The sequence below is a fragment of the Arthrobacter sp. TE12231 genome (assembly GCF_054062895.1).
Map to the genome: position 1 here is coordinate 4,344,640 of NZ_JBSSFS010000001.1, position 19,467 is coordinate 4,364,106.

Annotated in this window: 15 protein-coding genes; 13 read left to right on the forward strand and 2 right to left on the reverse strand. The window is 68.8% G+C overall.

What is annotated here, in order from left to right; translation table 11 throughout:
• Nucleotides 1–3 precede the first annotated feature (3 nt).
• Both ACVWYS_RS19475 and ACVWYS_RS19480 read right to left on the reverse strand, forming a co-directional pair.
• Nucleotides 4–780 carry an ABC transporter ATP-binding protein gene (locus tag ACVWYS_RS19475; RefSeq protein ID WP_456507900.1) on the reverse strand — a complete coding sequence of 259 codons (777 nt, stop codon included), beginning with the start codon at nucleotides 778–780 and terminating at the stop codon, nucleotides 4–6.
• A gap of 45 nt (nucleotides 781–825) precedes the next feature.
• Entirely contained in the window at nucleotides 826–1,935 is a 1,110-nt protein-coding gene (locus ACVWYS_RS19480; RefSeq protein ID WP_456507901.1) for an FtsX-like permease family protein, read from the reverse strand.
• Nucleotides 1,936–2,124: 189 nt separating this feature from the next.
• Here ACVWYS_RS19480 and ACVWYS_RS19485 point away from each other — a divergent pair, with 189 nt between their 5' ends.
• The 13 genes from ACVWYS_RS19485 (at nucleotide 2,125) to ACVWYS_RS19545 (ending at nucleotide 19,178) form a co-directional block, all read left to right on the forward strand.
• On the forward strand, nucleotides 2,125–3,495 hold the full coding sequence (locus tag ACVWYS_RS19485) for a sensor histidine kinase (protein WP_456507902.1): 1,371 nt from the start codon (nucleotides 2,125–2,127) through the stop codon (nucleotides 3,493–3,495).
• The gene (locus ACVWYS_RS19490) at nucleotides 3,486–4,148 is read left to right on the forward strand and encodes a response regulator (protein ID WP_456507903.1); all 663 of its coding nucleotides are present in this window, start codon (nucleotides 3,486–3,488) and stop codon (nucleotides 4,146–4,148) included. The genes ACVWYS_RS19485 and ACVWYS_RS19490 overlap by 10 nt, the downstream gene beginning before the upstream one ends.
• A 103-nt stretch (nucleotides 4,149–4,251) precedes the next feature.
• Nucleotides 4,252–6,276 (forward strand): penicillin-binding transpeptidase domain-containing protein, encoded by a 2,025-nt coding sequence (locus ACVWYS_RS19495; RefSeq protein WP_456507904.1) that lies wholly within the window; start codon nucleotides 4,252–4,254, stop codon nucleotides 6,274–6,276.
• Between the two features lie 71 nt (nucleotides 6,277–6,347).
• The gene (locus ACVWYS_RS19500; protein ID WP_116766317.1) at nucleotides 6,348–8,030 is read left to right on the forward strand and encodes an ABC-F family ATP-binding cassette domain-containing protein; all 1,683 of its coding nucleotides are present in this window, start codon (nucleotides 6,348–6,350) and stop codon (nucleotides 8,028–8,030) included.
• A 130-nt stretch (nucleotides 8,031–8,160) separates the two neighbouring features.
• The gene (locus ACVWYS_RS19505; protein ID WP_456507905.1) at nucleotides 8,161–8,934 is read left to right on the forward strand and encodes a DeoR/GlpR family DNA-binding transcription regulator; all 774 of its coding nucleotides are present in this window, start codon (nucleotides 8,161–8,163) and stop codon (nucleotides 8,932–8,934) included.
• Entirely contained in the window at nucleotides 8,931–10,118 is a 1,188-nt protein-coding gene (locus ACVWYS_RS19510; protein WP_456507906.1) for an MFS transporter, read from the forward strand. The genes ACVWYS_RS19505 and ACVWYS_RS19510 overlap by 4 nt, the downstream gene beginning before the upstream one ends.
• A 74-nt stretch (nucleotides 10,119–10,192) precedes the next feature.
• Nucleotides 10,193–11,689 carry a phosphatase PAP2 family protein gene (locus ACVWYS_RS19515; RefSeq protein WP_456507907.1) on the forward strand — a complete coding sequence of 499 codons (1,497 nt, stop codon included), beginning with the start codon at nucleotides 10,193–10,195 and terminating at the stop codon, nucleotides 11,687–11,689.
• A gap of 179 nt (nucleotides 11,690–11,868) precedes the next feature.
• Entirely contained in the window at nucleotides 11,869–12,810 is a 942-nt protein-coding gene (locus ACVWYS_RS19520) for an ABC transporter ATP-binding protein (RefSeq protein WP_091248496.1), read from the forward strand.
• Between the two features lie 3 nt (nucleotides 12,811–12,813).
• The gene (locus ACVWYS_RS19525; protein ID WP_344364920.1) at nucleotides 12,814–13,704 is read left to right on the forward strand and encodes an ABC transporter permease; all 891 of its coding nucleotides are present in this window, start codon (nucleotides 12,814–12,816) and stop codon (nucleotides 13,702–13,704) included.
• A gap of 31 nt (nucleotides 13,705–13,735) precedes the next feature.
• Nucleotides 13,736–15,154: a sensor histidine kinase gene (locus ACVWYS_RS19530; protein WP_456507908.1), complete on the forward strand. Its 1,419-nt coding sequence runs from the start codon at nucleotides 13,736–13,738 to the stop codon at nucleotides 15,152–15,154.
• A gap of 16 nt (nucleotides 15,155–15,170) precedes the next feature.
• Nucleotides 15,171–15,863 carry a response regulator gene (locus ACVWYS_RS19535; protein WP_456509100.1) on the forward strand — a complete coding sequence of 231 codons (693 nt, stop codon included), beginning with the start codon at nucleotides 15,171–15,173 and terminating at the stop codon, nucleotides 15,861–15,863.
• Nucleotides 15,864–16,203: 340 nt separating this feature from the next.
• Entirely contained in the window at nucleotides 16,204–17,694 is a 1,491-nt protein-coding gene (locus ACVWYS_RS19540) for an amino acid permease (RefSeq protein WP_456507909.1), read from the forward strand.
• Between the two features lie 170 nt (nucleotides 17,695–17,864).
• Complete coding sequence (locus ACVWYS_RS19545; RefSeq protein WP_456507910.1) at nucleotides 17,865–19,178, forward strand: M18 family aminopeptidase; 1,314 nt, start codon at nucleotides 17,865–17,867, stop codon at nucleotides 19,176–19,178.
• Nucleotides 19,179–19,467: the final 289 nt, after the last annotated feature.

Consider the following 19,467-nt stretch of genomic DNA (forward strand, 5'->3'; position numbering starts at 1 on the left):
GCGCTATCCCAAGTGCGGCACCTCCACGGCCGCGGCGTCGTCCCCACTCGTCGCCGTGTTTTCCGCCGCCGGGCGCGGGGCCGAAAGCCGTCCGTCGCGCATGCTTGCCACGGCATCCGTGAACGGCACGAAGTCGGTGTCGTGGGTGACCATGACGGTCGCCACGCCGAACTCGTCCGTAACCTCCCGCAGCAGCCTGACAATCGCCTCGCTGCGGTCGTGGTCCAGGGCCGCCGTCGGCTCGTCTACGAGCAACACCGCAGGGCTTCCCATGAGCGCCCGGGCAATGTTGACGCGCTGGCGCTGCCCGCCGGATAGCTGGTGGGGCCGCTTCGCGAGGGCCTGTCCGAGACCGACGCGTTCCAGGAGTCCCGCGGCGCGGTCGGCCCCCGCGCGGGCGGCCCCTCCGCGGAGACGCTGGGTGATCACCAGTTGTTCCACCGCGGTGAGGGAGGGCAGGAGATTGGGCTGCTGGAAGATGATGCCGATCTTGTCCCGGCGCAGTGCCGTCCGTCCGGCGTCGGAGAGCCCGCCCGCATCCTGTCCGTCGATCACCACCAGGCCGGCGGAGGGCCGGACCAGGGTGGCGGCGACGGCCAGCAGGGACGACTTGCCGGACCCCGACGGGCCAATCAAGGAGACAAACTCCCCCGCGTGAACCTTGAGGCTCACATCATCCAGGGCCTTGAGGGTGCCGTCTCCGTCCGGATACTCCAGTGTGACGTTGACAAGGTTCAGGGCGGTATTGTTCCGGACAGGGTTGTTCAGGGTGGAATGCATCAGATATGCCTTTCTGGGAATATAACGGGCCGGGGCGTGGGCAGGTCAGCTGCCGCCGAGGGCGATGAGCGGATCCACACGCGCAACGCTGCGGACGGCGAGGGCAGCCCCGGCCAGGCCCAGGAGCACGATTCCGGCGATCGGCAGCAGCGTTGTCCACGGCGTGAGGAGGAACGGGGCGGCCCGGGATGCGAGGACCCCGCCGGCCATCCCGGCCAGGCCTCCCGCCGCGGCGCCGGCCAGCAGTACCAGAGCCGCCTGGGCCATGGCATCCCGGAGGATGTAGCGGGCGGACCCGCCCAGCGCTTTCAGGACGGCGATATCCCGGGTGCGCTGGACCGTCCAGACCGTCAGGAAGGCGACAATCACGAGGGCAGAGATGCCGTACAGGAACGCCTGCATGAGCAGGAGCGAGCCGTTCTCGCTCTTGTAGGAGCCGAGGGCCTGGAAGGATCCGTCCACGGTGGTGCTGACGGTTCCCGCCGCCGCGTTGGCGGCGTCAAGATCCACGCCGGCGCCGGCGGCGGAGTTTCCTGGGCCAAACGTCACGGCGAGCACCGTTGCGGCGCCCCGGTCGGGGACGTGGGCGAGCTTCTGCCAGTCGGCCAACGTGGTCCAGACGACGCCGGTGTGCGAATACCATTGCTCCGGAACGACGGCCGTCACGACGAGCTCGGTGCCGCCCACCGAGGCGCGGCTGCCGACGCTGAGGTCCAGTTCCTGCGCCAGGACGGCTCCGACGGCGACACTTCCCTCCGTCAGTTCGCCGGGCGCCAGGCCGGTGCCCGGCTCGGTGCCGAAGACCGCGACACTGGCTGTGCGTGCCGGTACGCCTCCTGCGCCCAGCGCCTGGAATCGGCTTTGGCTGATTCCCACGGCGTCGGCGCGGGCGACGCCGTCGCGTGCCGCCCACTCGGCCTGTTGGGCGCGCGTGACTTCGGATTCGGTGAACGAGGCCTTGGGCGCGCTCCCGGCCGGGGCGCCGAAGACCAGCTGGTCGGCCGGGAGAGCGGCGAGGGCCGACGTCGACTGGTTGCCGAGTCCGGCGGTGAGCCCGGAGAGCATGACGAGCAGGAGCGTGATGAGGGCGACGACCGCCCCCATGAGGGCAAACCGCCCCTTGGCGAAGCGGATATCGCGGATGGCGAGATACATGGTTGTCCTTTTTTCGTGACGAAGGAGGCGTTTCTTCCAGCCTTCCCTTCGCCCGGCTCCCGGACATCGGCCGCCCGGCTGGACCGGCCACACCGTGAGGACGGCTCTGCGATCAACCAAATGGTTGATTCCGCCGTCGCCGCGCCGATTTCCGCAGGCGGGCCGCCCGCCCGGCACTAGGCTGGAAGCATGGAGGGCGACGCCGGCAACACGGTCCACGACGGCACACGTCACAGCGGTCAGACCGAGTCCACCGGGGCGGCCGTCATTCTGCGCGTTCTGCGGGTGAGCCTTCACGTCGGTTTCGCTGTGCTGCTCCTGGTGGCGCTGGTCCGGCCGGTGGCCGGCGGAATTACGGGCCCGGGCTGGATCACCCTGCTGCTGGCCCTGTTGCTCGCCGCTTTCTATCTCGTGGGTACCATCCTGGAGAAGCGGCATGCCGCCGGGCGTGCCCGGTTCGATCCGAGGCCCTATTCCGGCTGGTGGCTGGGCGGTGTCAGCGTCCTGTGGCTTCTGCTGATCTGGACCAGCGCCGACTTCGTCTGGCTGGCTTTTCCGCTGTTCTTCCTGCAGCTGCACGTGCTCCGGCGGCGGCTGGCGCTGCCGGCGATCGCCCTAAGCACCCTTCTGGTCATTGCGGCGCTCTGGTTCCACAACGGCGGTATCGCACCTTCGGAGCAGGCCGGTGCGGAGCCGGCCGGCATGGCGCTGCAGCTGCCCATGGTGCTCGGGCCGGCGTTCGGCGCAGCCTTCGCTGTGGTCACGGGCCTGGCCTACCGGGCGCTGTTTCTGGAGGCGGATAACCAGCGGCAGGCGGCGGAGGAGCTCCGCCGCACGCGCGCCGAACTTGCCCGGACCCAGCACGATGCCGGCACCCTCGCCGAGCGCGGCCGGCTCGCCCGCGAAATCCATGACACCCTCGCCCAGGGCCTGTCGAGCATCGTGCTGATGGGGCGCGCGGCCGAGAAGGCGCTGGACGACGGCGAACCCGCCGTGGCCCGGGAAAGGCTCCGTATAGTCCAGGACACGGCCGCTGCCAACCTTGCAGAGGCCCGCAACTTCGTCCGGGCCCTCCAATCCCCCGATCTTGAGGACGGTTCCCTCGTGGCCAGTCTCCTTCGGCTGTGTGAAAAGACTGAAGCGGAAGCCGCCGCCCGCGGCGCGGGCCTGTCCTGCCGCCTCGACGTCGAGGGTGCGCCTGTGGACCTTCCCGCAGCGCTGCAGACCGCCCTGCTCCGCGCCGCACAAGCGAGCCTGGCCAATGTCGGGGTTCATGCGAAGGCGAGTACCGCCGTCGTCACCCTGTCCTTCCTGGGATCGGACGTGGCCATGGACATCTACGACGACGGCACCGGGTTCGATCCCGCGGCGCTGACCGCCCGGCCGGACGGGTCCGGCTATGGATTGACGTCGCTGCGGGGGCGCGTGGCGGCCCTGCACGGCCGGTTGGACATCGAATCCGCCCCGGGAGAGGGAACCGTGGTGGCCATCCGGCTGCCCCTGGGCGAAGCCAACCGTTCCGCCGCCGGGCCCGCGCACGTCAAGGAGCGATGGCAGTGAACAACATCCGCGTGTTCCTCGTGGACGACCACCCCGTGGTCCGTGCCGGGCTGCGGGCCATGCTCGGGGATCTGGAGGGCATCACCGTCGTGGCCGAGGCAGCAGACGGCGGCGCCGCCCTGGCCGGACTGGCCAGGCTCCACACCTTGGGCGAGCCCGCGGACGTGGTGCTCATGGACCTGCAGATGGGCACGGGCATGGACGGGGTCACCGCCACCGGCAGGATCAAGGCCGGAGAAACCGGCCAGCCCGCGCCGCCGGTGCTCATCCTTACCACCTACGACTCCGATGCCGACATCCTCGCCGCCGTCGAGGCCGGCGCCAGCGGCTACATGCTCAAGGACGCCCCGCCCGAGCAGATCCGCCAGGCGGTACTGTCCGCCGCCGCGGGCGGAACGGCGCTGGCCCCCGAGGTCGCGGCCCGGCTGATGGGCCGGATCCGGAACCCGGAGCCGGCCCTGTCCGCCCGCGAGATCCAGTTGCTGGAACTGCTGGCCACGGGCATGGGAAACCGGGCGATCGCGAAGCATCTCTTCATCTCCGAGGCAACGGTCAAGACCCACCTGGTCCACATCTACGGCAAGCTCGGCGTGGACAACCGCACCGCCGCAATCGCCGTGGCCACGCAGCGGCGCATCATCCGGAGGCCTTAGCCGGCGTCATGCGGGGAAGTTGGGCGGTCCTGCGGTGCGATCGCGTTGTGTGACTGCGTTGTGTGACAAGGGCGTAGTCCGTGGCCCGGGGCATAATGTCGCCATGGGGAACTCACCAAAACTTGCACTGGCCCTTGTGGGCCTTGTTCTTAGCGGCTCGCTGGCCGCCTGCGGCGACGGCCGGACCGGCGCGCAAGATGCTGCCAAGCAGCTGGCCACCGCAGTATCCGCGCTCGACGTCGGATCCGTCGCCTTTGAGGGCAAGGACTCGGGCGCCGCAAATGACCAGCTCAAGGAAATTTTCAAGGGACTTGATCCGGACAAACCGGCCGTGCAGGCCGGAGATCTTGCATTCGACGCGGACACGGCCACATTTCCGCTTAACTACATCTGGAAGGTCGGGGCGGAGGAATGGAAATATACCGTTTCCGCGCAGCTAAAGAAGTCCGGCGACAAATGGCTCACCGTATGGAAACCGGCCATCCTTGTCCCGGACCTCGCTGACGGGGAGGTCGTCACCCGCGCCACCCAGACGCCGCAGCGGGCCGACATTCTGGGCGCCGGCGACGTCCCTCTGGTCACGTACCGGCCCGTGGTCAATATTGGCATCGACAAGCCCGCACTCGGCGGCGCGGACCCCGCTGACTCCGCCACGAAGCTTGCCCAACTCGTCGGCGTCGACCCGGCCGCCTACGCCCAGCAGGTCGCCGCGACAGGTCCTGAGGCATTCGTCCCGGCCATCACCCTGCGCGAAGACGGCTCCCGGACCGTCACCGACGAGCAAATCTCGGCCATCCCGGGCGCCCGAACCATCCCGGACACCTTGCCGCTGGCCCCCACCCGGACGTTTGCACGGGCCCTGCTGGGTACCGTCTCCGAGGCCAACGCGGAGCAGATCGAAAAGTCCGGCGGCGCACTCAAGTCCGGCGACACCACCGGAAACGGAGGCCTGCAACAGCAGTATGACGCGCAGCTGCGGGGAACCGACGGCATCGTGATCCGCGCGCAGAAAGCCGGCCTTACCGCCGCGGAAATCCAGGCGACCTCCCCGGATCCGCGGCGGGTGCTCTTCCAGACCGGGATGAAGCCCGGAACCGCGCTGAAAACCACCCTGGACCCGAAGTTACAGCAGCTCGCGGAGGACGTCCTCGGCAACGTCGGTCCGGCGTCGGCCATCGTGGCGCTCCGGCCTTCCAGCGGCGCCGTCCTGGCAGCGGCTTCCGGCCCGGGCAGCAACGGCTATGACACGGCAATGCTGGGCCAGTACGCCCCCGGCTCGATCTTCAAGATGGTTGATTCCCTGGCCATGTTCCGCAACGGAATGACCCCGGACTCCAAGGTGGACTGCCCGCCCACTCTCACGGTGGACGGCCGCACCTTCAAGAACGCCGAGGGGTACCCCGCGTCCTCCCTGGGTTCCGTGACGCTGCGCGATGCCTTCGCGCACTCCTGCAACACCGCCTTCATCAACGCCCGGGACTCCGTGAGCCAGGCGCAGCTCGAATCGGCCGCGACCTCCCTCGGCGTGGCCGTCGAGGCGCCCGCGCTGGGAGCGGCCGCGTTCCTTGGCTCAGTCCCCGGTGAAGCCGCCGGCACCGAGCACGCCGCGTCCATGATCGGCCAGGGCAAGGTGCTCCTGTCCCCACTGGCCGCCGCCATCATGGCCGGCTCCGTGGCCAAGGGTGCCCCGGTGGCAGCCCAGCTGGTGCTGAATCCAAATGCGGGCGTCACTTCCCCGGGCGCCGGGAGCACGCCCACGGCCGGCACCGGAGCCTCCGGCACGGCGCCGGCAGCGCCGCCGTCCGGTGACGCGACGACATCCGCTGCTGCGGCACCGGCCACGGCCGCCGGGGCGCCGATTACTGCGGCGGAGGCGGCGTCACTGGCTGACATGATGCGCGCCGTCGTGACCAGCGGGCACGCCGGGTTCCTGGCGTCCGTCCCGGGCGAGCCCGTCGGAGCAAAGACCGGAACGGCCGAGTTCGGCAATGACACCCCGCCCAAGACCCACGCCTGGATCGTCGCCGTGCACGGTGATCTGGCCGTCGCCGTCTTCGTGGAGGACGGCGGCCTCGGGGCCACCACGTCGGGTCCGCTGCTCAAGGAGTTCCTCACCCGGGCCAGCTGACCCGGCCGCTCCCTCACGTCCTGCGGGGGCGTCCGCCGGGAGTCCCGCGCGGCCGTGGGAAGATTGAAGGCGTGGCTCATATTGACGTTTCCGGCATCGATTACTTCCTCTCCGACGGCACCCAGCTGCTCAACGGGGTGACCTTCAAGGTCCCGGACGGCACCAAGACCGCGCTGATCGGGCCGAACGGAACCGGTAAGACCACGCTGTTCCGGATCATTTCCGGTGACCTCGTCCCGGACGAAGGCGTGATTGGCCGCTCCGGGAACATGGGCATCATGCGCCAGTTCGTTGGCCAAGTCCGCGACGACTCCACGGTCCGGGACCTCCTGGTGTCAGCCGCCCCGCCGGCGCTGGCGGCTGCCGCGCGCGCCGTGGACGAGGCAGAATTGGCCATGTTGGAGCACGACGACGAGCCCACGCAGATGAACTATGCCCAGGCGATCGTGGACTGGGGCGATGCCGGCGGCTACGACGTCGAGACCGTCTGGGACGAGGTGTGCATGGCGGCCCTCGGCCTGCCGTTTGACCGCGCGCAGCACCGCCCGGCGTCGAGCCTCTCCGGAGGCGAGCAGAAGCGGCTGGTGCTCGAGGCTCTTTTTGCCGGCCCCGATGAACTGCTGCTCCTCGACGAACCCGACAACTACCTCGATGTCCCGGGTAAGCGCTGGCTCGAAGCGAAGCTGAATGACTCGAAGAAGACCGTGTTCTTCATCAGCCACGACCGTGAACTGCTCAACAACGCCGCGGGACGCATCGTCACGCTGGAACCGGGTATCAACGGTGCCGGCGCGTGGATCCACGGCGGCGGCTTCGGCTCCTACGTGGACGCCCGCGCGGACCGGAACGCACGCTTTGAGGAGCTGCGCAAGCGCTGGGATGAGGAGCACGTGAAGCTCAAGGAACTCGTCAACATGTACAAGAACAAGGCGGCATTCCGCTCAGACATGGCCAACCGGTACCACGCCGCGCAGACCCGCCTGGCGAAGTTCCTCGAGGCCGGCCCGCCCGAGGCCCTGCCGATCGAGCAAAACGTGCAGATGCGGCTCAAGGGCGGGCGCACCGCCAAGCGCGCCATCGTGGCCGAAAAGCTTGAGCTGACCGGCCTCATGAAGCCCTTCTCGACGGAGATCTGGTTCGGTGACCGCGTGGGCGTCCTCGGGTCCAACGGGTCGGGCAAGAGCCACTTCCTGCGCCTGCTCGCCACCGGCGGCACCGACCCCGAACGGGAGCACCTGCCGGTGTCCGACGTCGAGATTGCGGAGGTTCCGCACGAGGGCACCGTGAAACTCGGCGCCCGGATCCGGCCCGGCTTCTTCGCCCAGACCCACGTCCGGCCCGATCTGTTGGGCAAAACCCTGCTGGAGATCCTGCATCGCGGCGACGAGCACCGCTCCGGGCTCGGCCGCGAAGCCGCCGCCGGCGCCCTGGACGGCTACGGCCTCGCCGGGCAGTCCGAGCAGAAGTACGAGTCGCTCTCCGGCGGCCAGCAGGCCCGCTTCCAGATCCTGCTCCTCCAGCTCTCCGGCGCCACGCTGCTGCTGCTCGACGAGCCGACGGACAACCTGGACCTGCATTCGGCCGAGGCCCTGGAACGGGCGATCGACCACTTCGAGGGCACCGTCCTGGCGGTCACCCACGACCGTTGGTTCGCCCGCACCTTCGACCGCTTCCTGGTCTTCGGCTCGGACGGCAAGGTCTATGAATCGGCCGAGCCGGTCTGGGACGAAAAGCGCGTCGAGCGCGCCCGCTAAGGTAGACCCTCCCTCGCGTCCTGCACTTCCCCACGTTGCCGTAGGGACATAGCTGCCCTCCCGTCCCATACGGTGTGATCGCAGTTGCGCATTCGATGATCAAATGATCACCGACTGCTATCATTTCTTCATGAATACTGATGAGCGGCATCGCCTGATCGGCGAGCTGCTGAGGCATCGGGACCAGATGACCGTGGACGAACTGATGACCGCCTGCGGCGCGTCCGGGGCCACTATCCGGCGCGATCTCGACGTGCTGGCGCTCCATGGCGTCCTCCGCAGGGTGCACGGCGGCGCCCGAAGCCTGGTGCTGCGGGGAGAAAACCCTGCCTACGGCCAGCGCGAGCTGGAGGACCACGCCGTCAAGGTCCGGATTGCCGCCGGCGTGGCGGCCATGCTCCAGGACCGGGGCCACATCTGGCTGGACAGTGGCACCACGGCGACCGAGATCGCCCGCCAGCTGCGCCAGCGCGACATGACCATCATGCCCATGTCGCTGCGGGCCGTCAGCATACTGTCCCCTGAGGATGCGCCCGCGGGTCGGCGTCCCGAGCTCCTGATGCCCGGCGGCAGCCTCATCCCCGGCGAGATGTCCTTCCGCGGACCGATGACGGAATCGAACATCCGCTCGCTGCGCTTCGACACCGCCGTGGTCACTCCCTGCGCCCTGAACCTCAAGGACGGGCTGTTGGCTCACGATCTTGACGACGCCGCCGTGAAGCGGGCCGGCCTCGAATCCGCCGGCAGGGTGATCGTCGCCTGCGCAGGATCCAAGTGGGATGCCAGCGCCGTCGCCCTCGTGGCATCCCTGGACGCCGTGGATGCCATCGTGACGGACCGGCGGCTCAGTCAGGAAGAACATGCCCACCTCGCGCAACACTCAGTGGAAGCAGTGATCGTATGACCAGCACCGCAACCGAGCCGCAACTGAAGGCCGCCGCCGGGGCCACGTTCCTGGTCTTCGGGATCAACGGACTGGTCTTCGCCAGTTGGGCCGCCCGCATCCCCGCGGTGACGGAAATCCTGCACATTACCTCGGGGCAGATGGGAACACTGCTGCTGTGCCTGGCGGTCGGCTCGCTGATCGCCCTGCCCACGGCCGGATTCGTCGTGGGCCGGATCGGCACCGCCAATACGGTCCGCAGTGCAGGGCTGTTTGCCGCGGCGGCCGGCGTCGGCGTGGCGCTGTCCCTGATGGCGGCCTCCGTGCCGGGGACTGCCGCTTCCCTGTTCCTCTTCGGGATCGGCGTCGGGTTGTGGGATGTTTCGCAGAACATCGAAGGCGCCGACGTCGAACACCGGCTTGGGCGCACCATCATGCCGCAGTTCCACGCCGCCTACAGCGGCGGCGCGTTCGTCGGAGCCCTCATCGGTGCCGGACTGTCCACCCTGGGGGTCGGGCTTCCGGAGCACCTGCTGGTCGTCGCCGCGATCGTCGCCGTCCTGACCACCGTGGCCCCGCGCTACTTCCTGCCGCATCAGACCGACGCCGGGTCCGCCGCCGGAGAAACGGGCCGTGGCAAGGCCGTCTCCGCCTGGCGGGACGGCCGCACGCTCCTGATCGGCGTCGTCGTCCTGGGCGCCACCCTGACCGAAGGCGCCGGCAACGACTGGATTGCCAAGGCTGCGGTCGACGGTCTCGGCGCTGAACAGTCCACGGGCGCGCTCATGTTCGCCGCCTTCGTGCTCGCCATGACGGCCATGCGTTTCTTCGGCGGCCGCGCGATCGACGCCTACGGCCGTGTGGCCGTACTCCGCGCCAGCATGGCCGCAGCGGCTGCGGGCCTCTGCCTCTTCGTGTTCGCCGGCACCATCTGGCTGGCCGCCGCCGGTGCCGTGCTCTGGGGCGTGGGGGCTGCCCTTGCGTTTCCGATCGGGATGTCCGCCGCGGCGGATGACCCCCGGAAGGCGGCCGCACGGGTGTCCGTGGTGTCCACGCTGGGCTACATCGCGTTCCTCGCCGGGCCGCCCCTGCTGGGCTTCCTGGGCGATGCGACGGGGATCAGGACCGCACTGCTGGCGATCGGGATTCCCATTCTCGTGGCCCTGCTGCTCGCCGGCGCCGCGAAGCCGCTGCCCGCCAAGTAGGGAGCCCTGCGAGGCTGATAGCCTGCCGCGGGGCCCTGCCTGCGGCGCTCCGGGTCCGGCAGTATGGTGGTCAGATGCGAACCATGCTGAGGAAAGCTCCCGGCCGCCTGTCGACCCTCGACCGCAAACTTGTGCGCGCCGTGTCCAAGCTGCCGGGCGGTGGCCACGATGAGTTTTTCCGCGGCTTGTCCGCAGCCGCCAACAAAGGCAAGCTCTGGTTCGGCATCGCCGGAGTCCTGGCCCTCGTGCCCGGAAAGACGCGGCGGGCAGCCGCGCACGGGCTCATTGCGCAAGGCGTGGCGTCGGCCGTCACCAACGTGGTGTTCAAGACGCTCCTGCCCCGGCGGCGCCCCCTGCCCGAACACCTGCCGGTCTTCCGCTTCGTCAACCCCCAGCCCACCAGTTCGTCGATGCCGTCGGGCCACTCCGCCTCCGCGGTTGCCTTCGCGCTGGGCGTCGGCATGGTCCGGCCGGGACTCGGAGCGGCGCTGGCCCCTGTCGCGGCCGGGGTGGCCTACTCGCGGGTCCACACGGGGGCCCACTGGCCCTCGGACGTGCTGTTCGGCTCCGCGATCGGCGCCGGGGCGGCCATCGTGACGCGGAAATGGTGGCCTGTCCGGCCGCCGTTCCCGGAGACCCGCCGCAGCGCCCTCCGGGCTCCGGACCTTCCGGAGGGTCAGGGCCTCGGCATCGCGATTAACGCCCTCGGCGGCTCCTATGCCGACGAGACCGCAGACGCCCTCCAGAAAATATTCCCCAAAGCGTATATACAGGAAATCGGCCAGGGCGAGGACATCGCGGCGGAAATAGCCGGCGTCGCGACCCGCCCGGGGATTGTGGCCCTCGGCGTCTGGGGCGGTGACGGAACCGTCGGTACCGCGGCGGCCACCGCTGTCGAACATTCGCTCCCTCTCCTGGTGCTTCCCGGCGGAACGCTCAATCACTTCGCCCGCGACGCCGGGACACCCACCTTGGAGGCGGCCGTCCGGGCGGCATCGCGCGGCGAGGCGGCCGTGGCCGACGTCGGCCACGTGAGCGTTGAGCGGGGGCTCCCCGACAGCCCCGAGCACCTCGAACTGAGCATGCTCAACACCGCCAGCATCGGCCTCTACCCGAACCTGGTCCGCCGGCGCGAACAGCTCCAGCCGGCACTCGGCAAACCCCTTGCCGGTGTGGTGGCCATGTTCCGGACCTTCGCGGCCGGCACCCCCACCACGCTGATCGTCAACGGGGTGCGGCACCGGCTGTGGATCCTCTACATCGGCCGCGGCCGCTACTACCCCCGCGACCACGCGCCGCTGGTGCGCCCCGTGCTGGCCGACGGAGTCCTGGACCTGCGGATGATCACCGCCGACGAGCCGTTCGCCCGGCTGCGGCTGCTCTGGGCCGTGCTGACCGGCACCGTGGCCACCTCCGGGATCACCCACCTCACCGAAACGGACCGGATCACGGTGGAACCAGGGGACGGGCCCATGGTCCTGGCCGTTGACGGTGAGGTCATGCCCGGCGTGCGGAGCGTGGAGTTCGCGGTCCGCCGCGGCGCGCTGACGTACTATTCGCCGCTCGACTGAACCACGCTCGTGCCGCCCCGCTCGCGGGCGGCCTGTCATCCTCCCGGACTACCCTGATTCGCCCCTGAATCATCCCTGAGACCGGCGAAATACGCCCCCGGCGTCGGTAGCGTGGTGTGCAGACGGGCCCGTGACTGCGGCGCCCCGGACAACAGCCCGCTACGTAAAGGAACGCTTCCATGATCGAAGCACGAGGCCTGACCAAGGTTTACGGCGACAAGACCGCCGTCGCCGGCGTCAACTTCACCGTCGAAGCCGGCCGGGTCACCGGCTTCCTGGGCCCGAACGGGGCCGGAAAATCCACCACCATGCGCATGATCATGGGACTGGACCGGCCGACGTCGGGCTCCGTGACCGTCAACGGATCGCCACTCACCAAGCACGCCGCCCCGCTGCGGGACGTCGGCGCGCTGCTGGACGCCAAAGCCGTCCACACGAGCCGCTCCGCCTACAACCACCTGCTGGCCATGGCCGCGACGCACAGCATCCCCAAGAAGCGCGTCCACGACGTGATCGAGATGACCGGACTGGCCGAAGTGGCCAGGAAAAAGGTCGGCGGCTTCTCGCTCGGCATGGGCCAGCGGCTGGGCATCGCCGCGGCCCTTCTGGGCGACCCGCAGACCGTCATCCTCGACGAGCCCGTCAACGGTCTGGACCCGGAGGGGGTGGTGTGGGTCCGCAACCTGGTGAAGTACCTGGCCTCCGAGGGGCGCACGGTCTTCCTCTCCAGCCACCTCATGAGTGAAATGGCCGTCACGGCGGACCACCTGATCGTGATCGGCCGCGGGAGGATCATCGCCGACGCCCCGATCCAGGAGATCATCACCGGCAAAGGCCAGGGCCGCACGCGGGTCCGGACCGACCAGCCGGACCGGCTCATGCAGCTGCTGGCCGGAACCGGCGTCTCGGTGGAGGTCCAGGAACGCGAGCTCCTGGAAGTCAAGGGGCTGGACCCCCGGCAGATCGCCACCGCCGCGCTGGAACACCAGGTCATGATCTACGAACTCACGCCGCTCCAGGCCAGCCTCGAGGAGGCCTACATGGAACTGACCAAGGATGAGGTCGAATACCACTCGCTGATCACCACGGGCGCCGATCCCGTCGAAGCCGGAGGCAAGTAAGCCATGAGTTCCACTACCGTTGAATCCACGCCCTCGCCCCGCGGTGCCGACGCCGGCCCCCAACGGTCCGGAGACGGCACCAGTACCGGGCCCGGACCCAGCTTCCCGCGGGTCCTCAACTCCGAATTCATCAAGTTCCGCACCCTGCTCTCCACCCTGATCCTGCTCGGGTCCACGATTGTGGTGATGGTGGGGTTTGGGGCACTCTCCGCCTGGGGAACGGGGCAGTTCTCCGAGGCCGCGGCGCGGGACCCGCAGGCGGCCGCCAGGATCGCGGCGCAGGGAGGGGACCTCGCCGTCGGCGTCCCGACCTCCGGCATCGCCTTCGCCCAGCTCATCCTCGGCTCCCTCGGCGTGCTGCTGATGAGCTCGGAATTCACCACCGGCATGGCCCGGTCCACGTTCGCGGCCGTGCCCAAGCGCATCCCGGCGTTCGCGGCCAAGCTCGTGGTGGTGGTGCTGACGTCCTTCGTGGTCACGGCCGCGTCCACCTTGGCCGCCGGTTTCGTCTCGGTGCCGATCCTGGACAACTACGGCCTTGGCCTTGACCTGGGCAGCTCGCAGTCGGTCAAGATGCTCATCGTCAACAGCATCTACGTGGCAGCCGTCGCGGCGATCGGCCTGGCCCTGGGAACCCTGATCCGCAACTCGGCGGGCGGCATCATGAGCCTGGTGGGCCTGTTCTTCGTGGCACCCATCGCCTTCCAGCTCATTCCGGGGGACTTCTTCGTGGAGGCCCGCAAGTACCTGCCGGGCAACACGGTGGATCCGCTCACAGCTTTGGACCACGTCCCGGACACCCTGGAAGCCTGGCAGGCCGGCCTGGTCCTGGGCGCCTGGGTTGTTGTTCCCGTGATCCTCGCCGGCGTCATGCTCAAGAGGCGGGATGTCTAGGCCTGCAGATCCCGCAGTCTAGGCTCAGAGCATGATCGATGCTGTGCCCGTGAAGGACGCGTCAGCCGCTCCGGCCGACGCGTCCTTCGCCGAAATCACCGCACGCCGGCGCGGTTGGCTCCGCCGCTACCTGTTGGCCCGTCCGCGGGTCATGGATGTCCTGGTGGTGCTCTGCTACCTGCTCCTGGTCACGCCCACGGCGGTCGAGTCACTCATTCACGGCGAATGGCAGGTCACCGTGCTGCTCGCGGCGGCCGCTCCCGTCCTGCTTTTCCGGCGCTCCCGCCCGGTGCAGGTAACGGCGGCCGTGGGGGCGCTGGAACTGGCCGTCACGTTCCTGCATCCGTGGGGATCCAATGTCTCCGCCGGGCTCTGGTTTGCGCTGTACGCGGTCGCGGTGGTCCGCACCCGGCGTTTCGCCCTGGCGGCCCTCGCCGTGACGACGGCCCCGCTCGTGCTCCTGTACTTCATGCTCGCGGTTGGCCCGCTGGACGGGCGGCTCCCGGACATGGCCGTCAGCACGCCGGAGAACTTCCAGCTGATCACGAGCATCGCGGCCGCCATCAGCATCACCCTTTCCAACGTGATCGCCACGGGGATCGGGATCTCGGTGCGGCAACGGCGCGAGCACGAGCACGAGATAGCCGCCTGGGCGGCCCGCGCCCAGCAGCTCGGCTCGGTCACCGAACGCAACCGGATCGCACGCGAAATGCACGACGTCGTGGCGCACTCGCTGACCGTCATGATCAGCCTGTCGGACGGCGCCGCCGTCGTGGTCAAGAAGGATCCGCAGCGCGCCGCCGGTGTTCTGGAGGAACTCTCCCGGACGGGACGGACCGCGCTGGCCGACATGCGGCGCGTCCTCGGCGTGCTGCGCGACGATTCCGGCGCGGGACATGCTCCGCGGGAACCGCTCGTGGACGGCGGCAGCCTCGCCAAACTGCTTGAAGGCTTCCGCACCGCAGGCCTGCCGCTGCATTACACGCACACCGGTCCGGCGCTGCCCGGCGATGCAGCGTTCCAGCTGACCGTCTACAGGATCGTGCAGGAGTCGCTGACAAATGTGCTGCGCTACGGGCGTGCGCTGAGCCGCGTGGACGTGGGCATCGTCCGGAACGGTTCGCTCGTGACCATTGACGTGGCCGACGACGGCCGCGGAACCGTGGAATTCGGCGTTCCGGGGGCCGGCGCGCACGCCGATTCACGGGAATCGCTCGGCACCGGCCAGGGAATTGCCGGGATGCGGGAGCGGGCCAAGATCTACGCAGGCACGGTGCAGGCAGGGCATACCGGCAACGGCGGCTGGCGGGTGCACGCGGAACTGAACTGCAATGAAGACGCCGCAACACCAACAGCCGCATCACCAACAGCTCTAATCCCAACAGCCGCAACACAAACAAGGGGGAACAGTGGCCGACAAAGAAGCCATACGCGTTCTGCTGGTGGATGACCAGCCGCTGCTTCGGATGGGGTTCCGTCTCATCCTCGAGGGCGAAGATGACTTGTGCATCGTCGGCGAGGCGTCCGACGGCGCCGATGCGGTCCGGCAAGCCCGGGAGCTCGTGCCCGACGTCGTCCTGATGGACGTCCGGATGCCGGTGCTGGACGGGATCGAGGCGACCCGGGCCATTGCGGCCTCGGCGTCCCGCGCCAAGATCATCATCCTGACCACCTTTGACCTCGATGAATACGCCTTTGCCGGGCTGCAGGCCGGCGCCTCGGCGTTCCTGCTCAAGGACGTCGCCCCTGCCGAACTGATCAGTGCCGTGCGGGTCGTGGCCAGCGGCGACGCCGTCGTTGCTCCGCGTGTCACGCAGCGGCTGCTGGAGACCTATGTCCGCGGTGCCGGGGGCGGCGCCGACCCGGCGGGGGCGGGCCCGTCCGGGGTGGACGGCGGCGGCGGCCCGGCCGATAATCCGGCGCGTCCGGCGAGGGATCCCCTGCTGGAGGACCTGACCCCGCGCGAAACCGAAATGCTGGGGGCGATGGCGGAGGGTCTCTCCAACGCCGAAATCGCGCACAGGTACTTCCTGTCCGAGGCCACGGTCAAGACGCACGTGCGCCGGATCCTGACCAAGCTGCACCTCCGCGACCGCGTCCAGGCGGTTGTGTACGCCTATGAGACCGGGCTCGTGGTGCCGAGCAACGCGGATTACTAGCGACTGCTAGCCGAAGCGGACGACTGGCGGAAGCACCCCCTCGGACGGGCGCCTGCCCGACGGCTGGCGGGACAGGCGACCTGGTTACCGGCCGGTAGTTTTGAAGCAGTGGTTTCAGGCACATTACCAAATTGCCCTTGAGGCAACTTTGGTTGCTTCTTACACCTCTTTGTTGGGTCATGGCCCGGTCCGACCCCGCGTCATTTGTAGGACTGCACAAGACGGGCAGTGCGCGAGGCGGTCTAGGGTGAAACGACATTGTGGCCCGCCGCACAGTATGGAACCCATGCATTGCCGGCATAAGAACGGGCCCGGACCCCCCACGAAGGACGGCGCTTCCATGCACGCTGACCAGCAGCTCTCAAAATCACTGAAACCCAGGCATCTATCCATGATCGCCATCGCCGGCGTGATCGGCGCCGGACTGTTTGTCGGTTCGGGCGCCGCGATCCAGCAGGCCGGCCCCGGCATCCTGGTGGCCTACGCCGCGGCGGGACTCGTCGTCATCCTCGTCATGCGCATGCTCGGCGAAATGGCTGCGGCCAACCCGGAAACCGGCTCATTCTCGACCTACGCGGACAAGGCGCTGGGCCGGTGGGCAGGGTTCAGCATCGGCTGGCTCTACGCATGGTTCTGGATCATTGTCCTCGGCATCGAAGCCACGGCGGGGGCGGCCATCATGCACCGCTGGGTACCCGGTATTGACCAGTGGGTTTGGGCGCTTGCCCTGATGGTGCTGCTGACGCTAACCAACCTCGGCTCCGTGAAGTCTTACGGCGAGTTCGAATTCTGGTTCGCGTCCATCAAAGTGGCGGCAATCGTGCTCTTCCTGCTCTTCGGTGTCGCCGCGATCCTGGGCCTCATCCCGGGCGTCCCGGCACCCGGGCTGGACAACCTGATCGGTCACGGCGGGTTTATGCCCAACGGACCCGGCGCCGTCCTGGCCGGCATCCTCGTCGTCGTCTTCTCCTTCTTCGGGGCGGAAATTGCCACCATCGCCGCCGGCGAATCCGAGAACCCGGTCGACGCCGTCAAGAAGGCCGTGAAATCCACCGTCTGGCGCATCCTCGTCTTCTATATCGGATCCATCGCGATCGTGGTCACCCTGCTTCCCTGGAACTCCGCCTCCGTCGCCAAGAGCCCCTACGTTGCAGTCATCGAACTGTTCGGGATCCCCGGAGCCGGCACCATCATGGACATCGTGGTGCTGACCTCGGTGCTCTCCTGCCTGAACTCGGGCCTCTACACCGCCAGCCGCATGCTGTTCTCGCTGTCGCGGCGCGGGGACGCCCCCCGGTCCTGGATGCGGATCTCCAAGACCGGCGTGCCCTCCTCCGCCGTGCTGGCCTCCACGGTGGTCGGCTTCGTCACGGTCGGCCTGAACTACATCGCCCCGGACACTGTCTTCCTGTTCCTGGTTAACACCTCCGGCGCCATCGCACTGTTCGTGTGGCTCGTGATCGCCGTCTCCCAGCTGATCCTGCGCCGCCGCATGGGCGCCGCCGCCAAGGACCTCCAGCTGAAGATGTGGCTCTTCCCCTACCTGACCTGGGCGGCCATCGTCAGCATCGTCGCGCTCCTGATCGGCATGGTGATCCTGGAATCCACGCGGGAATCGCTGGTCCTCTCGCTGGCACTCGCCGCCGTCGTCGTGGGACTCGGAGTCTTCCGCTACCGCAAGAACGGCGCCAAGGCCACCGTCCCCGGCATAGCCGAGGTCCCGGCCGACAACTCCACGGTGAATCGTGCCGGGACTCCTGCCGGGGAATCATCGGCTCCTGCCGGAGCTGCGACCGAGGAAGCAACAGTAGGCGCCCGCCCGATGTCATAGGCTCCCCCCGCTCCCGCAGCGGTCCCGGACCACCGGACATGCCCTCCCCCGGCGCCCATCAGTGGACATAATGCCTTCATGTCCATTCCTTGGCGCTAAGGGAGGGCATGTCCGTGTGCACCGACGCGGTCGCCCCAGCGCCCCGCGCGGCTCGGGCTAGACTCGAAACCATGCCAACACCGAGCTCTGCCGCAGACCACATCCAGGACCTCGGCGCCTACGTCAGCGCGTCGCCGTCGAGCTTCCACGCCGTCCACGAGGCCGCGCGCCGGCTGGACGAGGCAGGCTTCACCGGCCTCGACGAGCTGCAGCCCTGGGCGGCACCCGCCGCCACGGCCGGCAAGTTCTACGTGATGCGCGACGGCGCCCTCATCGCCTGGGTGCTGCCGCCGGCCGCCGGCCCGACCACGGGATTCAATATCCTCGGCGCCCACACGGATTCGCCGTCGTTCAAACTCAAGCCCAAGCCCACCACGGGCAAGTTCGGCTGGCTGCAGGCCGGCGTCGAGGTCTACGGCGGCCCCCTCCTGAACTCCTGGCTGGACCGCGAACTCCAGCTCGCCGGCCGGCTCGTCATGCGCGACGGCACGCAGCACCTTACGGCCACCGGTCCGCTGCTGCGCTTCCCGCAGCTCGCCATCCACCTGGACCGGGCCGTGAACGAAGGACTGGCCCTGGACAAGCAGCAGCACATGAATCCGGTGTTCGGGCTGGGCGATCCCGCCGCCGAGGACTTGCTGGGCCTCCTCGCGGCGAAGGTCACGGATGCCGCAGTGGATCCGGCGCAGATCGGCGGGTACGACATCGTCATCGCGGACACCCAGGCCCCCGCGGTGTTCGGCGCGAAACGCGAATTCTTTGCCTCCGGCCGGCTCGATAACCTCTCCGCGACGCACGCCGGGCTCACGGCGCTGATCGCCCACGCCGGCACGCCCCTGCCGGAGGGTGCACCGATCGCCGTGCTGGCAGCCTTCGACCACGAGGAAATCGGCTCCGCATCACGCTCCGGCGCCTGCGGACCGGTCCTTGAAGACATTCTGGTGCGGATCTCCGACGGGCTCGGGGCTTCGGCGAGCCAGCGGCGGCAGGCCTTTGCGGGGTCGTTCTGTGTCTCCGCGGACGCGGGCCATGCAGTCCACCCGAACTACCCGGAACGGCACGACCCCGCCAACCGGCCGGTCCTGAACGGCGGCCCCCTGCTGAAGATCAACGCCAACCAGCGCTATGCCACCGACGCCGCCGGGGCCGCCCTCTGGGCGCGGCTGTGCACCGACGCCGGCATCCCGTACCAGGAATTCGTCTCCAACAACGTGATGCCGTGCGGCTCCACGATCGGCCCCCTGACGGCCACCCGGCTGGGGATCCGGACGGTCGACGTCGGGGTGCCCCTGCTCTCGATGCACTCGGCGCGCGAGCTGTGCGGGGTCGAGGACCCGCACCGGCTGGCCACGGTCACCCGGACGTTCTTCCGCGCGCCGGCGTAACAGCCTGCGGCGTAACAGCAGGTCAGCAGGGGGTTGGGCGGCAAACGGCGGACCCACATGGATCCTGCGGATACCCACAAAGTTGACTCCGATGCTCTGGCAGGGGTTCCGGGGCGGTCCTAGAGTTCAAGGCGTATGGAAGCCCCGTAGGTTGGTGGTCCAGGTTCCGGACTGCCGCGGAGAGTCACCCCGACGCCTCCACGTGCGAGCGGCTTCAAGACAATTGGATAAGCACCAAACGACAGGACTCCTAGGTATCGGCGTCCTCGTCAGGCCAAGGTAGTGCAGA